This window comes from Cyclobacterium salsum (genome assembly GCF_010119245.1).
Lineage (GTDB): Bacteria > Bacteroidota > Bacteroidia > Cytophagales > Cyclobacteriaceae > Cyclobacterium > Cyclobacterium salsum.
Genome location: NZ_WNKG01000003.1, coordinates 73,996 through 91,134 on the forward strand (window position 1 = coordinate 73,996; position 17,139 = coordinate 91,134).

Consider the following 17,139-nt stretch of genomic DNA (forward strand, 5'->3'; position numbering starts at 1 on the left):
TAAAATTATGAAAAGAAAAATACTATACCTAATAACGATGGTATCCAAGAACCTGTTATACGGCTGTATATTGCAATGTATGTTTCTGACTACCTTGCTGGCCAATGATTCCAAAGCCCAGATCAAACCGATCGATGAAACCTTCCTACGCATGGCCAATAGGGAGTGGAGTTTAAACGAAGTTTTTACAAACCTGGAATCCAAAACGGACTACGTATTCATTTTTCCGGATGATTTGCTTACCGGCCGGGATCCGGTCGTTTTGAAATCCGGAAAACGATCCGTTAACGATATTCTGGTGCAGCTGGCGCAAGCTTCGAAATTAAAGTTCAGGCAGGTCAATAATGCCATCTACGTAGGTGGAACCAGCTCATCTGGACAGCAAAAGGAGATTTCAATCACCATTGAACTTGTGGAGATCACCGGTACGGTAGTGGACGAAGATGGGCAGCCCATTCCCGGTGCCACGGTATTGGTAGAGGGGACCAATACGGGCACCGTGACCGATATTGACGGGAAATTCACTGTGGATGCTGAGGAAGGATCGGTACTGCTTATTTCGTTTATTGGCTATGAATCTCAGCGGATTACCATTGGTAATCAAAGCAGTTATTCCATTACCCTGGCAGAAGATCAATCTTCATTGGATGAAGTGGTGGTAGTGGGTTATGGAACGCAACGAAAAAGAGATATTACCGGGTCTGTATCGTCCCTGGGCGAAGATGATTTCAATCCTGGAGTGGTGACTTCTGTAGATCAATTGATCGTAGGAAGGGCTGCCGGTGTCCAGATAACACAGGCCAGCGCCGAACCTGGAGGAGGGGTTAGTATCAGGATAAGAGGCGCTAATTCCATAAATGCCAATAACGAGCCCTTGTATGTGATAGATGGGCTACCCATAGATAACGGGGCATCTACCCCAAGCTCGGGGGTTATCAACAACCCTACACCAAGAAACCCTTTGAATTCCCTAAATCCAAGTGATATACAATCCATAGAGATTTTGAAAGATGCTTCTGCCACTGCTATTTATGGTTCCAGGGGAGCTAATGGAGTCATATTAATTACGACCAAGAAAGGACAGGAAGGTAAAATGAAGATCAATTATAATGGCTATTATGGTACACAAGAGGTTGCCAATCAAATTGATATGTTAGACGCAGGTCAATACATGGCGCTGCTAAATGATCTGAGAGCGGAAAACAACCAGGCACCGGAATTTTCTCAAACAGAGATCAGTGAAATAGGGCAGGGAACGGATTGGCAGAATGAGATATTCCGCACAGCCGCCGTTCAAAATCATCAACTATCTTTTTCAGGTGGAGATGAAAGCACCCGGTATTTTGCTTCCTTGAATTATTTTGATCAGGACGGGGTAGTGCTAAATTCCGGAATCAAGAGGTACACCGGAAGAATGAACCTGGAACATATTTCTGGAGAAAATTTCACTTTCGGCATGAATTTAAATACCAGTTTTATTGAAGATAACTTTGTGCCGTTTGGGGTGGCAATCAATGAGAATTCGGGCGTAATCAATTCCGCTATTTACCAGGACCCTACTATGAACATTTTTGACAGCGAGGGTAATTATTTTCAATCCCCGATTGTCAATTTGGAAAACCCTGTTGCTTTTGCCAATGAAGTATACGACATGGCTGAAACAAACCGGACTTTCGGGAATGTTTACGGACAATACAATTTCAATGATGAATTTTCAGTCAAATTAAACCTGGGCTCCGATCGGCAGACCTCACGAAGGGATAATTACGTTTCGACTGCTACCAGAAGGGGAGGATTTAATGGTGGCGTGGCGGATGTGCGCACTAATGAACGAAGTAATTATTTGCTGGAATTGACAGGCAATTACAACAAAGAAATCGACGATCATACGATCAGCTTCCTTGCCGGATACACGTACCAGGAATTTTTAGGCAGGTTCTTGAGGTCAAGTGGACAAAATTATCCCTCGGATGCTTTTCTTACCAATAATCTGAATGCCGGTGCTCAGGGAACCTATGCCATAGGCACCAATAAATTCAGAAACCAGCTATTGTCTTACTTGGGTAGGGCCAATTATTCATTTGCAGACAAATACCTGATGACGGTATCCTTCAGGGCGGACGGTTCTTCCCGCTTCGGGGAAAACAATAAATTCGGGTATTTTCCATCGGTTGCCCTTGGGTGGCGAATCATTGATGAGCCATTTATGAGCAATCAGGATTTGTTTTCAGAGTTGAAGTTCAGGTCCAGCTATGGCTTGACCGGTAACCAGGAAATTGGGAATTACAACTCTTTGATCTTGCTAGGAACTCAAGGTCAGGCACAGTTTGACGGCAATCCATTTGTTGGCATATCCACGACTCAGGCTCAAAACCCAAACCTAAAATGGGAGGTGACCAAACAGCTTAATTTAGGATTGGATTTCAGTTTTTTATCAGGACGAATTGACGGTGCAGTGGATTATTTTTATAAACAAACCGATGATTTGCTAATGTTCTTGCCGATTCCTAGGACTACGGGGTTCAACAGTTCGTTGCAGAATGTGGGAAGTATGGAAAATCAGGGTTTTGAATTCACCCTTTCCTCAAGAAATATTGTCGGAGATTTTTCATGGAATACCTCCTTGAATTTATCAGTGATCAGAAATAAAGTGTTAGATATTTCAGGCTTACCTTTCATTTTGCAGGGAGGTGCTGGCTTTACGCAAAATATTTCCATTATTCAGGAGGGGCTACCTCTAAATTCATACTACGGATTTGTGGTGGACGGTATCTTTCAACAAAATGACGACATCGAGAATTCCCCCCAACCGTTGGCACGACCGGGAGAATTGAAATACAGAGACGTGAATGGGGATGGACAGATAACTCCTGCCGACAGGGATGTCTTAGGTTCACCTTTTCCGGATTTTACCTATGGGGTGAATAATTCATTTAAGTACCGAAACCTGGATTTATCGTTCTTCATTCAGGGCGTACAGGGAAGCCAGATTTTCAATTTCAACAGAGTGGAGTCTGAAAATCCGATTTCATTTAGAAGAAATCGCCTGGCGGAATCCTATACGGATAGGTGGACTCCCCAAAACCCTACTAATGAAAACACGAATGCGCAGCCGGTAAATGTATCTTATGGAGGTCCTGTCAACAGCAGAGCCATTGAGAATGCGTCATTTGTAAGGTTAAGAAATATCCAATTAAATTATCGGATTCCGAACCTATCAGGTAAATACTTTTCCAATGCCAGCGTCTATATTTCCGGTCAAAACCTGATCACGATCACCAATTATTCGGGGATGGACCCTGAGGTAAGTTCCTTTGGAACCTCGAATGTTCGGGCGGATTACAACGCCTATCCCTTTACCAGAATGTTTACACTCGGCGTTAATTTGGAACTTTAAATACTGATAAAAATGAAAACCAAATATATAAGAATACTTGCAGTACTGTTCCTGTTTATTTCTATTCAGGGATGTGAAGATCTTTTGGAAGAAGAAGTTTATTCGGTATTAGGACCCACCAACTTTTTTCTTTCGGCGGAGGATGCAGAATCTATGCTCAATTCAGCTTACGCCTCAGACCAGCGGAGAAGCAGCAGGGATTACTTGCTATTATCGGAATTGACTTCCGATCTTTTGATCGAAAGAGGAGGGGGCTTACGAAGGGATGCCCAATTGATCGAAGATTTTACCTGGAATGCCACCCACTCGTTTTTGGATGTTCAATGGGGGAGGGATTATACGGCCATTTATCGGTCAAATTTAATTATTGACCGGGTTCCTGATATTGATATGAATGAGGAGCGTAAAGAGGAGATATTGGCTGAAGCCAGGTTCATCAGGGCCAGTAATTACGTTTACCTTTTTGATATTTTCGGTCCGGTCCCCCTAATCACCAGTAGTGAACTGGAAATTGAAGCCAGACCGGCCCGGGCCTCACGGGAGGAAATAGTCGGTTTTATTGAGGACGAATTGCTGGCCGCAAGCCAGGTATTACCGGTAGAAGCCAGAAATTATGGAAGGGCCAATAAAGGAATTGCCCTAAGTCTGCTCACCAAATTCTACCTGAACAATAAAAAATGGCAGGAAGCTGCTGAAACAGCCCAAATGGTGATGGAGCTCAATAAATATTCCTTATTTGATCAGGGTTCCAGAGACGCTCTTTTTGATATTGAAAATGAAGAGAATGATGAGTTTATTTACATCCGTCCCAATTTGCCCATTCCAGGTTTAAGCACTACCTATTTGGCACACGCTGCCCCCCCATCGTATCAATTCGCTTATCCCCCCAGGGCAAATTATGCAGCTCAATATCAGTTGTTAGATGACTTTGTAAATTCTTTCCATCCGGATGACCAGAGAAAAGAGGTGATTATTAAGGAATATATAGACGTTAATGGAAATTTGATAGACCTGGGCACCGACAATTCCAGAAGTTTTAAGTTTGGGGAGGATCCCAATGGGGTAGGCCAACATATGGGAAACGATTTCCCTATCATACGGTATGCGGATATTCTCCTATCCAGGGCCGAGGCCTTAAATGAAATTTCAGGACCTACGGAGGAGGCGATTTCGTTGATCAATGAAGTCCGTGAAGTGGCAGGAGTGCCAGCGCTTTCGTTAAATGATTTTAGCAGTAAAGAAGCCCTTCGGGACCATATACTGGATGAGAGGGCCTGGGAGTTCTTTACCGAAGAATTGCGCCGTCAGGATTTGATCCGGCATGGAAAATTTATCGAATTGGCCAATGAGAGGGGAAAAAGTGCTTTCGACTATCATGTGCTTTTCCCCATTCCTCAAAACGAGATCGATCGGAACCCCAATCTGGAACAAAATCCCGGTTATTGATCACATAACGAAATTATGGCTACTTCTGGTCCTTAGATTCCAGTCGAATTACTATATTTAATAAAAAAACAATGAAATTAAAATCCAATTGGATTCTGCTCGCTGCCCTGCTGATGGCCTCCTGTCAGCAGGAGCAAGTGGAGCAGACCGAAAAGCAAAAACCCAATGTACTCTTTATACTGGCAGATGACCTGGGCTATCACGATTTAAGCTGCATGGGAAGCGATTATTATGAGACTCCAAACATCGACCGAATAGCCCATGAAGGAATGGTGTTTACCAACGGCTATGCGGCCTGCCAGGTTTGCAGCCCCTCACGGGCAAGTCTGATGTCCGGCAAATTTCCGGCAAGACATGGAATCACCGATTGGATAGGTGCCAAAACCGGGGAAGCCTGGCGTGAAGCTGGAAGGTTTAATAAATTATTGCCCCCGGAAAACAAAGATCATTTAGACCTGGAATATACGACCCTTCCGGAAGCCATGAAAGCGGCAGGCTATACCACGTTTTTTGCCGGGAAATGGCACTTGGGAGGAGAAGGATCTTTGCCTGAGGATCATGGTTTTGACATCAATAAAGGCGGTTGGGATAAGGGGAGCCCCATGGGAGGCTTTTATGCCCCCTGGGAAAATCCCTATCTGGAAAGCGGCCGCGACGGAGAAAGCCTGACCATGCGCCTGGCACGGGAAACAGCCAATTTTATCAGACAGGAAAAGGATAAACCCTTTTTCGCCTTTCTTTCCTTTTATGCGGTGCATGCTCCCATCCAGACCACCAAAGAAAAATGGTCCAAATACAGAGATAAGGCCGAACAAGCCGGTATTGCGGAGACCGGATTCAAAATGGGACACTTTCTCCCTATCCGCCAGGTGCAGGATAACCCCGTTTACGGCGGACTGGTGGAAACCATGGACGATGCGGTCGGCCATGTGTTACAAACGCTCGATGAACTGGGTTTGGATGAAAACACGATTGTAGTTTTCACTTCTGACAATGGAGGAGTTTCTGCAGGAGATGCCTTTGCTACCTCCAATCTCCCCCTGCGTGGAGGCAAAGGCTATCAGTTCGAAGGAGGGATTTTGGAGCCTTATTTTATCAAAACCCCTTTTCTGGACAATGCAGGAAAAACCTCGGATGACCCCGTGACAGGTACGGATTTTTACCCCACCCTGCTGGAACTGATTGGTGAGGAATTAAAACCCGAAGAGCATGCCGACGGCGTCAGTCTGGTTCCCCTGCTTACCGGCGGAACGATCGAGGAAAGGCCGCTGATCTGGCATTATCCCCATTATGGGAATCAGGGGGGCGAGCCCTCCTCCATTATCCGGCTGGGCGAATGGAAGCTTATCCATTATTATGAAGATGGCAGGGAAGAATTGTACAACCTGGACCAGGATTTGGAAGAAGACCATGATGTGGCGGCTGATCATGTGGAATTGGTCGCTGAGTTGAGTAATCAGCTTTTTGCCTACCTGGAGGAAGTTGGCGCATTGTACCCAGAAAAAGACCCCCAGTATGATCCGGCAAAGGAACAGGAGTACCTGGACAGGGTCAGAAATGTTCGAATGCCAGCCTTGGAAAAACAGCGGATGGAATTCCTGTCCAAAGAGTTTGACCCCGGCAATAATTGGTGGGGCAGTGAGGTGGACCGTCCATAATATTGAAGGAGTTAATAACCAATCAAGACCCAATAATCATTTTTTTCAGATGTCTATGGTCGGAGGAAATGGTTCCATTCAGCTTCAACTTTTGGTGAAATAAGTCCGGATTTTTATTCCCAATAAAGTTTTTCTTAAATTTTTTCAACTTTTTCTAAGTAAAATGTTGGTTTCAGGTGTAATGCTTAAAATGAAATAATACCTTGAAAAAAGAAAAACTAATAAAATTTTTAAATAACCTTACCACAGCCAAAGATAATAGGGAGGTAATGGATTGGCTGAAAAAAACCGGTTCTGAAGATCGTTTTCTGAACCTGATTGAAAAGGACTGGAATTTCGGGAGGCCTGCAAAAGTAAGTCAATCTAAGCAGCAGCAAATGCTGGATCATATTCACAAGGCCACATTGAAAAATCAGGAGGTTCATAATGGGAAGGCAATTTTTCAGCAATTTCTGAAACTCGGAAAGGTAGCTGCGACGTTTTTATTGTTGCTGTTTTCCGTCTATTTTCTGTATGAATTGGGATTTTCAAAGAAGGGAGAACCCATTTTAGCGGAGGTTGCCCCAATGAAAATTCAGAAAAGCACTGCGGCAGGTGAAAAATTACGGCTGCTGCTTCCAGATAAGTCAGAAGTGGTCGTCAACTCCCTTTCCACCCTCACTTTTTATTCTGATTTTGGGATCGACAACCGGGAAATAATACTAGAAGGTGAAGCATTTTTTTCAGTAGCGCCAGACAAAGAAAAGCCATTTATCGTAAAAACGGGTGCTGTGGCAACCACTGCCCTGGGCACCGCCTTTAATGCTTATTCACGAGCAGAAGGAGTTAAAATTTCTCTAACGGAAGGACGAGTCAATGTTACCAAAAATGCACAGGTAATTTCCCTTCTACCGGGAGAGATGGCCTTAGAACAGTCTGAAATGGCTTCCGGTTTAAGCAAAGCAAAATTTGACCTGGACCAAACCACCTTATGGAAGGAGGGGAAGATCCGATTTCAGAGCAAACCATTTAAGGAAATCCTTCAAACACTTGAAAATTGGTACGGTGTACGATTTGAAACAAAAGCCTTAGACAACCGGAAAGTCACCGGTTTATTTAACAATGAAAGCCTGGAAGATATATTGACCGGCTTGAGTTTTTCCCTTGGGTTTGAATACCAGATCAATCAAAAAAATGTAGTCATAAAATTCTGATTGCCTATGAGATAAAAACAAAAAGCAGGATAAAATTCCCATCGCCAAATGAAACATTTTACCCTGCCCGCTTTAAAGAAATCAATTCAATAAAACACCTAAAATTATGAAAAGAAAAATACTATACCTAATCAAGATGGTATCCAAGAACCTGCTATACGGCTGTATATTGCAATGTGTGTTTCTGACTACCTTGCTGGCCAATGACTCCAAAGCCCAGATCAAACCGATCGATGAGAGTTTCCTTCGTATGGCCGATAGGGAGTGGAGTTTAAAGGAAGTTTTTCAAGTACTGGAATCCAAAACAGATTATGTATTCATTTTCCCAGACGACCTGCTTGCTGGCAGGAGTCCGGTAAACCTGAAAGCTGGAAGACAATCGGTCAATGACATCCTGGTACAGGTAGCCCAAACTTCCAAATTGAAATTCAGGCAGGTCAATAATTCCATTTATGTCGGGGGCTCCAAAACCACCAACCAAAGCGTGGAAGTCACTATTTCTTTTGATTTTATAGAAATAACCGGGAAAGTGGTAGACCAGGATGGAAGTCCCATACCGGGAGCTACTGTGCTCGTGGAGGGAACTTCCACAGGGACGGCTTCAGACATTGATGGTAATTTTTCCATCGAGGCACCTGAGGGATCCGTGCTGCTGTTTTCGTTTATTGGTTATCAATCCCAGCGGGTAACCGTTGGCAATCAAACCAGCCTGACGATTACCTTAACGGAGGACCAGTCATCATTGGAAGAAGTGGTGGTAGTGGGTTATGGAACCCAGAAAAAAGTAAACGTCATCGGATCGGTTTCGCAGATCACGGCTGAAAATATTGAAAACCGCCCGGTACAGCAACTCTCCCAAGCCATTACAGGTCAAATGCCGGGAGTAACGGTTATTCAAAGGTCTGGCAGGCCTGGCCAGAGTGGTGGCAATATCAGGATTAGAGGGGTAGGTTCCTTTGGAGCCACACCCAATGCATTGATCTTGATTGACGGCATACCGGGAAATATGAATGATATCAACCCAGATGATGTGCAGTCCATTTCAGTACTAAAGGATGCCTCATCGGCTGCGATATATGGGGCCAGAGCCGCCAATGGGGTTATTTTGGTAACCACCAAAAATGGATCTGACAAAAAAATGACGGTAAGCTACAATGGCTATGTGGGCGTTAATCAGCCGACTCAGCTACCTCAGTTTGTAGATTCCTGGGATTATGCTGCCATGTACAATATCGCCTCCGGTAGCAATAGTTTTACAGACGAGGACATAGCCAATTACCGGTCACAATCCGATCCGGATAATTATCCCAATACCCGGTTTTTAGACCATGTGTTTGCCGGAGATGGGGTCCAGACCGGCCATACCCTTACCTTGAACGGAGGAGATGAAAACAATAAATATTTTCTTTCAGGAGGTATTTTAAGTCAAGAGGGAATTGTACCCAAAAATAACTATAACCGGTATAATCTGAGGTTGAACCTTGAAAATAAGTTGGGGGAGCATTTTAAATTGACCACCAGATTATTTGGATCCATAGAGGAGCGAAATGAACCCCAGGCCACCGCAAATAAAGGTGGAGAGCTCGATGACCAGCTGATTCAAAATGCCATCAGGTATCCCGCAGTCTATTTGGGCCAGGCTTCAAACGGAGATTTTGGCATTGGTCCTGAAAGTGGAGGAACCCCTGTATCATGGCTGCAATCAGATTCCTACCTGACCAATCCCAGAACTCGTACTGGAATAAACATGAAATTGGATTGGACCCCGATAGACGGACTGGTTTTTTCGGCCATTGGGGGTTACAACTCATTTTTGCTCGAACAACGGTCTTACCTGGCTTCCCAGCGATTGAATGATGATGTTTTTCATGCACAATCCTACCTGAACCAATTCAGCAATAAGGAAATTTTCAAAACAGCCCAGCTAATCGGAGAATATTCGAAAAGTTTCAATAAAAATAATTTGGACTTTTTGTTGGGCTATACTTTCGAAAACCAAATCAATACCTATTTCAATGGCTACCGGCAAGATTTCCCCAGCAATGATTATACAGTAATCGGTATGGGAGGGGCTGATAATCAGAGAGTCGGTGGTTTTGATGCGGAATGGGCCATTCAATCCCTTATTTCAAGGGTAAAATTCAACCATGACGAAAAATACCTGTTTGAAACCACTTTGAGGTATGATGGTTCTTCCAGGTTTCCTGAAAATAATAAATATGCGCTATTTCCTTCCATGGCACTGGGCTGGAGACTTTCAGACGAACTTTTCCTGGAGAACTGGAATTGGCTTTCCGATTTTAAATTAAAAGCCTCTTGGGGAATTTTGGGAAATCAGAATATTGGAAACTACCCTTACCAAACCGTACTTAACTCCGGTAGGAATTACCCATTCGGTGGCAGTATTTCCACGGGGGCAGCCTATTCTGATTACAGGGATGCTAATATACGTTGGGAATCCACTGAAACGTTGGATTTTGGCGCTGAAACGAGCTTTTTGGAGGGTAAATTATCATTTAATTTCACCTATTTTAACCGCAATACGACTGATATCCTTTTTCAACCTACTGCAAGTGTGTCATCCATTTTAGGAGTAGGTATTGGAGAGATCAATACCGGAGCGGCTAAAAATAAAGGCTGGGAATTCGATTTTGGATATCGAAACCAAATCAATGAATTTCAATACAATGTTTCAGGGAATTTTTCCATTATCAATAATGAGGTCGTTACGTTAGGCCTGGGAAATGTGGAACAGCCTAATGGAATGGTAGGCAATGGATCTACCTTGTTTTTAGGCTTCCCAATGGAAATGTATTACGGATATGAATCAGACGGCGTTTTTATAACGGAGGAGGATATATCCGGTTGGCCCAATCAATCTGCCATCACACCAAACCCTCAGCCAGGCGATATACGTTATAAGGACATCAGTGGTCCCGACGGCGTACCCGATGGTAGGGTGGACCCCACGTACGACAGGACCTATTTGGGAAGCAGGATTCCTAAATATACCTATGGATTGAATTTTGGATCCAGGTACAAAGGATTTGACATATCCGTCTTCTTACAAGGCGTGGCTGGCGTAAGTGGTTTTTTGAATAACTACGCCGGTTGGGCATTTTTTAATCTGGGAAATATTCAAAAATGGCAGATGGATGGCCGGTTTGATCCCGATAGTCCCGAACGGTACCCGGCTTATCCCCGATTGGAGGTCATTACCAACAGCGGAACGCCCAATACCGTCATTTCCGATTTTTGGGTAACTAATGCTTCTTACCTCAGAGTAAAAAACCTTCAGCTGGGATATACACTTCCCGCAACTATACTTGAAAGGATTGGACTGCAAAACCTAAGACTCTATTTAAGTGGAGAGAATGTACTTTCGTTCACCTCCTATGCAGAAGGTTGGGATCCTGAAATCAATACGGGTGGGGCCTATTATCCCATTTTGGCCACCTATACCCTGGGTGTAAATGCCAGATTTTAAGTACAAATGAATTCAATCAATAAAAGGAATATTCTTATGAAAACGATATATAAGCCATTGTTAGTTATGCTCCTGCTAATTTCGGGAATCGCTTGCGATGATAAACTGGAGCAATTTCCCACCGATGCCTTCGCTAGCGGAACATTCTGGACTTCCGAATCCAATGCCCTGATCGCTTTGACCGGAATGTATAGAGGTAATATCAATTATGGAACCCAGGTCGTCCCCTCAGATTGGTGGACGTATTGTGGGATCGTTTTTTTGGAGTTTGCTACGGATAATGCCTATGATAGGAGAGGGGATAATTCGACTTATAACCGCCTGACAGATGGTACCTTGTTGCCTAATAATAATGTCGTAAATGGTTATTGGCAGGGATCTTACCGGAGGATAGCCATTACCAATGATTTTCTGGAAAACATTGATAACGTAAACATGCCCGAAGAAAACAAGCAGAGAATGAAAAGCGAAGCGCGTTTTTTAAGGGCAACCCAATACTTTTACCTGTCCCAGTTTTGGGGAGATGTACCCTTGGTTACGACTACCTTATCCCCGGATGAAGCCAATAATGTGGAGAAGTCAAGTAAATCGGTTATAGTGGATTTCACGATTCAGGAGTTAGAAGAAGCAGTAAATGGACTGCCCCGATTTTCCGATATTCCAGCTTCCGAAATAGGAAGGGCAAGCAAACAAGCTGCACTGGCCTTTTTGGGTAGGCTGTACCTCGCTGAAAAACGCTTTGATGAGGCATCCGAAGTGTACCAGCAAATCATTGATTATGGTGATAATATTATAGATACGGAATATGGCCCACTATTTACCACAGAAAATGAAGACAGCCGTGAAAATATTTTCAGTGTGCAATTTGTTTCAGGATTAGCCCCTAATGCCATGCCCCAGCATGCCTTCCCTGCTGCCTCCAGTGGTTGGCACATCATTAATCCATTGGGTAGCTTGGCTGAGGAATATGGTTTTGACGATGGCTCGGCTTTTTCTTATGATGATCCTAAGTTCATTCAGGAGGATATGGGAGCCAACCGAGATCAGCGCTTTAGAGATACATTTATTTGGAATGAATCTACTTTTCAGGGAAGGAGATATGTATGCCATCCTGATTCAACCCAATCCGTGGATCAGCTAACTTATTCCAAACAAGCGACGCGTACCGGATTTGGATTTAGAAAATATTTTGATGAATCGTTTAGTGGCAATCTGCGCAATGACTATGGTGGCAACATTCCGATCATTCGCTATGCCGAAGTTTTACTCAGTTATCTTGAAGCGGAACTTGAAGCGGGTAATACCATTACTCAGGAGTTGCTTGATCAAACTATAAATCTTGTCCGTGGAAGAGAATCAGTAAATCTACCTCCCATAACCGAAACCAACCCGGACCTACTTCGGGACATCCTTCGCAGGGAACGACGAATAGAATTGGCATTTGAAGGCTCCCGTTTATGGGATATTTTGCGCTGGGAAATTGGAGATGAAGTTTTAAATGGAGATTTTTGGGGAGCACCCTTTCCGGATTCGGAACGGTACCCTACCACGTCCATAAAACTGGATCCGCAGTCCAGGTGGTATGTCACCACTAAAAATTTCCGGCCGGGAGTCGATGATCAATGGCCCATTCCTGAATCTGAAACCAACATAAACCCAAATTTGGCAGAGTAATTATTATGAAAAGAAGACATGTAGTAAAAGCAATTGCACTCGGATCCATTACCCCGCATTTACTTGTTGGCGCATCCTCTAGTTTTGCGATTGCCCCAAAATCCAATAAACAATCAGCCCTGGCTGCTTTTCAAAGTGCCTGGCAGCAATGGCCCAACATGCCCTGGGTGGGGCCGGAATACTGGGGAAACCGCCTGCAGGACTGGGAAATTCGTAATGGTCGTGCCGTTTGCGTAATCTCCGACAAAAACCGTTCACTTCATTGCCTTACCCATCAACTGGGAACCGAACCCGGAGAATTTGCCTTAGAGGTAAAATTGGAATGGATCAATGCAGCCGCCAAAGGAATGCCGGAAGCCTATGCGGGTTTTCGCCTGGCGGCTAAGGGTAAATTCCCCGATTACCGCTCAGCAGCGGTTTTTGGTCAGGGACTGGATGCCGGCATCAACGGAGAGGGGCATTTGGTGATCGGTGAAAAAAAAGGGACTCAAGAAATCTCCCTGGAATCCGAAATGACCCTTCACCTGCAGGTAAAAGGAAACGAAATCCAATTAAAAGCCTTGGATTCGGATAATGGGAAACTGCTGGGCATGTTGACCTATACCCAACCCAACGCCAACTGTGAAGGCAATCTGGCCCTAATTACCCATTTTCCCATGGAGGCTACTGGAAGCCCTTCTGTGGCCTTTTCGGATTGGCAAATTTCCGGAGACAAGATCGTGGGTGCCCTTGCTCAGGAGTTTGGCCCCATCTGCTTTGCTCATTATACCCTTCACCGCAACACGTTAAAATTAGCCGCCCAGTTGGCACCCGTAGACCAGGTACCGGGTATGGAAGTAAGTTTGCAGGTAAAGAAAAACGGTCAATGGACCAGCCTGCAACAAGCCAAGCCGGATCCCCTTGGCCGGGTAGTGCATTTCCGGCAGGAAAACTGGAATGCTGAAGAAGCCGTTCCTTACAGGGTCAAATTGGACCTGCCGCTGAAATCAGGTAGCCAATCTTATTTTTACGAAGGCAGCATTGCCCGGGAACCTTCTTCCGAAGAAAAGGTGAAAATGGCGGTCTTTAGCTGTAATGCGGATTATGGGTTTCCAGATCAGGAGGTCAGTACTCATGTTCCGAAACACCAACCAGATCTGGCCGTCTTTCTTGGCGATCAGTTTTACGAAAGTACCGGAGGTTTTGGTATCCAGACTTCCCCGCTCGAAAAATCTAGCCTGGATTACTTGCGCAAATGGTATATGTTTGGCTGGTCCTACCGGGAAATTTTCCGACACATCCCCAGTGCCTTTATTCCAGACGACCACGACGTGTATCATGGAAACGTATGGGGCGAAGCCGGAAAGTCAGCGCCTACCGATGAAGGATGGGGCTATGTGGCCCAGGATCAGGGCGGGTATAAAATGCCCCCCGAATGGGTGAATATGGTGCAGCTGACCCAGACCGGTCATTTGCCCGATCCCTATGACCCCAGCCCGGTAAAACAAGGGATTACCACTTATTATACCGATTGGCTTTATGGCGGGATTAGTTTTGCTATTCTGGAGGACCGGAAATTCAAATCTGCTCCCAAAAATGTGTTGCCCGAAGAGGCTAAAGTGCTTAATGGCTTCATTCAAAACCCGGAATTTGATATCAAAGCGCATTATGACGTGGATGCGGACTTGCTGGGCGAGCGGCAGCTGGAATTTCTGGAGCATTGGTCTTCGGATTGGAGTCAGGGAGCGGAAATGAAAGCCGTATTGTCTCAGACCAATTTCTGTACGGTGGCCACCCTACCCAAAGGCAGCATTATTGATAGCATCGTTCCCAAATTACCCATACCCAAACCGGGCGAGTACGTATCTGGCGATGCCCCTACCACGGACATGGATTCAAACGGCTGGCCACAAAAGGGAAGGGATGAAGCCCTGCGACTGATCCGCAAAGCCTTTGCCCTCCATGTGGCCGGCGATCAACACCTGGCCTCCGTGGTGCATTACGGAGTGGAGGAACATGGAGATGCCGGATTCGCCTTTGCTGGTCCGGCGTTGAATAACCTTTTCCCCAGGCGCTGGTGGCCGGAAGTACCTGCCGGACATGTGCCATTGCCCGGGCGACCGGATTACACCGGTAATTTTGAAGATGGGTTTGGAAACAAATTGACCGTTCATGCCATCGCAAATCCGCATGTTTCCGGGAGGGAACCTGCTTTAATTTACGACAGGGCTACCGGTTACGGGATGGTCACCTTTGACAAAGTCCAAAAAAATATCCGGATCGAATGTTGGCCCAGATACGTGGATCCCGAAATGAATCCAAACGGGCAGTATACTGGTTGGCCGGTAACGATCAGCCAACAAGACAACTACGCCAGGGCATCGATAGGGACGCTACCAGAGCTGGACCTGAGTAAGTGCCATCACCCGATCGTTCAGGTAGTGGATGAGGATACCGGCGAGCTGGTTTATTCCTTAAGAGTACGGGAAACCAGTTTCCGCCCTAAAATATTCAAGGAATCCAATTACCTGGTTCGGGTTTGGGAGGATCTGCAAAGCCGGGAACAGGTTTTTCCTGGCCTGGCATTGGATGTCCACAATGAAAAATTGCTAGCGGTGAATCCCTTGCCGCTGAAAGCCTAAAAAAAACCTATTTCCGTACCGAACGAAAAACGAGAATGAAAATCAACTTTATTTACCTGGCCAGTGGCTTGTTTGTAAGTCTGTCCATCGCTTGTTCCTCCGAAACAGCCCCTCCAACCGCTCCTCCCAATATTATCTATATTTTGGCGGACGATTTGGGATATGGTGATTTGGGATGCTACGGGCAGGAAAAGATCGAAACGCCTCATATCGACGCATTGGCTGCTTCCGGCATGTTATTTTCCCAACACTATTCCGGTTCTCCGGTTTGCGCCCCGGCCCGTGCCGTGTTACTGACAGGAAAGCACAGTGGACGGGCACAGGTCAGGGGGAACGATGAATGGGCAGAACGGGGAGATGTCTGGAACTATCGTGCCATGCTGGCGGACAGCACGCTGGAAGGGCAGCGCCCTATTGCCGAGGGTACCACCACCATTGGAACCTTATTGCAAAGTGCCGGGTATACCACGGCAGTAGTAGGTAAATGGGGCCTGGGAGCCCCGCATACAGTGGGCGTGCCCAATCAGCAGGGCTTTGATTACTTCTACGGGTACAATTGCCAGCGGCAGGCCCATACCCTGTATCCGGTACATCTTTGGGAAAATGACCGGCGGGTGTACCTGGATAACGATACGGTTCCGCCCAATAAAAAGCTACCGGAGGGTGCGGACCCGAATGATCCGAACAGTTATGACGATTATTTTCTGACTGATTATGCCCCCGAAATGATGTTTTCCCGCATCCAGGAATTTATTGCCCAAAAGCGGGAAGCACCCTTTTTCCTATATTGGGCCACCCCGATTCCGCATGTGCCTTTGCAGGCACCCAGGCGATGGATAGACCACTATGTGGAAAAGTTTGGAGAGGAAGAACCTTATTTGGGGGAACGATCTTATTTTCCCACCCAATATCCCAGAGCTACCTATGCCGCCATGGTTAGCTACCTGGACGAACAGGTTGGAGCTTTGGTGCGACAACTCAAAGAGCAAGGAATGTATGAAAATACCCTGATTATATTCACGTCAGATAACGGTCCTACTTTCAACGGTGGGACGGATTCTCCCTGGTTTAACAGTGCCGGAAAATTTCGGGAGGAAAGAGGGTATGGCAAGGGATTCCTCTATGAAGGAGGAATCCGGGTGCCCATGATTGCTTCCTGGCCAGCCGAAATCGAGGCAGGTACACATTCTGATCACATTTCTGTATTTTACGATGTCATGCCTACTTTGGCGGAAATTGCAGAGGTTGAAGCTCCTTTTGATTCCGATGGGATCAGCTTTCTACCAGCATTAAAAGGTGAAAAGCAGCAGGAACATGCCTTTTTGTACTGGGAGTTCCCTTCCTATGGGGGCCAAATGGCGGTAAGAATGGGTAATTGGAAGGCCATGCGGCTATCCATTCACGAAGGGAATTCGGAATGGACCCTGTTTGACTTATCCACCGATCCCTTGGAAATGAACGACGTAGCGGGAGAAAATCCCGAGGTCCTTCAGGAGATTGAAACCATTGTAGCGGCAGAGCATGTTCCCGCTTCTAATTCCCGCTGGAGGTACTCGGCTTTAGGGGAATGAGGTTTCTGAATAATTGGTACTTGGTATACTTCCTGGGAAGTTAATACCCTTCTCGAATATTCTCCAACGAGCAGTAGAAGCCGAATTTTACA

Annotated in this window: 8 protein-coding genes; all 8 read left to right on the forward strand. The window is 45.6% G+C overall.

Features of this window, described 5'->3' with window-relative positions; genetic code table 11:
- Window positions 1-7 precede the first annotated feature (7 nt).
- Window positions 8-3,397 (forward strand): SusC/RagA family TonB-linked outer membrane protein, encoded by a 3,390-nt coding sequence (locus GJS45_RS05855; protein ID WP_162340545.1) that lies wholly within the window; start codon window positions 8-10, stop codon window positions 3,395-3,397.
- A gap of 12 nt (window positions 3,398-3,409) precedes the next feature.
- Window positions 3,410-4,843, forward strand: a complete 1,434-nt coding sequence (locus GJS45_RS05860) for a RagB/SusD family nutrient uptake outer membrane protein (RefSeq protein ID WP_162340546.1) — start codon at window positions 3,410-3,412, stop codon at window positions 4,841-4,843.
- A gap of 71 nt (window positions 4,844-4,914) precedes the next feature.
- Window positions 4,915-6,501, forward strand: a complete 1,587-nt coding sequence (locus GJS45_RS05865; RefSeq protein ID WP_162340547.1) for a sulfatase — start codon at window positions 4,915-4,917, stop codon at window positions 6,499-6,501.
- 203 nt (window positions 6,502-6,704) lie between these two features.
- The gene (locus GJS45_RS05870; RefSeq protein WP_162340548.1) at window positions 6,705-7,694 is read left to right on the forward strand and encodes a FecR family protein; all 990 of its coding nucleotides are present in this window, start codon (window positions 6,705-6,707) and stop codon (window positions 7,692-7,694) included.
- 106 nt (window positions 7,695-7,800) lie between these two features.
- On the forward strand, window positions 7,801-11,181 hold the full coding sequence (locus GJS45_RS05875) for a SusC/RagA family TonB-linked outer membrane protein (protein ID WP_235954630.1): 3,381 nt from the start codon (window positions 7,801-7,803) through the stop codon (window positions 11,179-11,181).
- A 36-nt stretch (window positions 11,182-11,217) separates the two neighbouring features.
- Window positions 11,218-12,855, forward strand: coding sequence for a RagB/SusD family nutrient uptake outer membrane protein (locus GJS45_RS05880; protein WP_162340549.1), 1,638 nt, complete (start codon window positions 11,218-11,220; stop codon window positions 12,853-12,855).
- A gap of 5 nt (window positions 12,856-12,860) precedes the next feature.
- Window positions 12,861-15,476, forward strand: a complete 2,616-nt coding sequence (locus GJS45_RS05885) for an alkaline phosphatase D family protein (RefSeq protein WP_162340550.1) — start codon at window positions 12,861-12,863, stop codon at window positions 15,474-15,476.
- A gap of 35 nt (window positions 15,477-15,511) precedes the next feature.
- Window positions 15,512-17,047, forward strand: a complete 1,536-nt coding sequence (locus GJS45_RS05890) for an arylsulfatase (RefSeq protein ID WP_162340551.1) — start codon at window positions 15,512-15,514, stop codon at window positions 17,045-17,047.
- Window positions 17,048-17,139 lie beyond the last annotated feature (92 nt).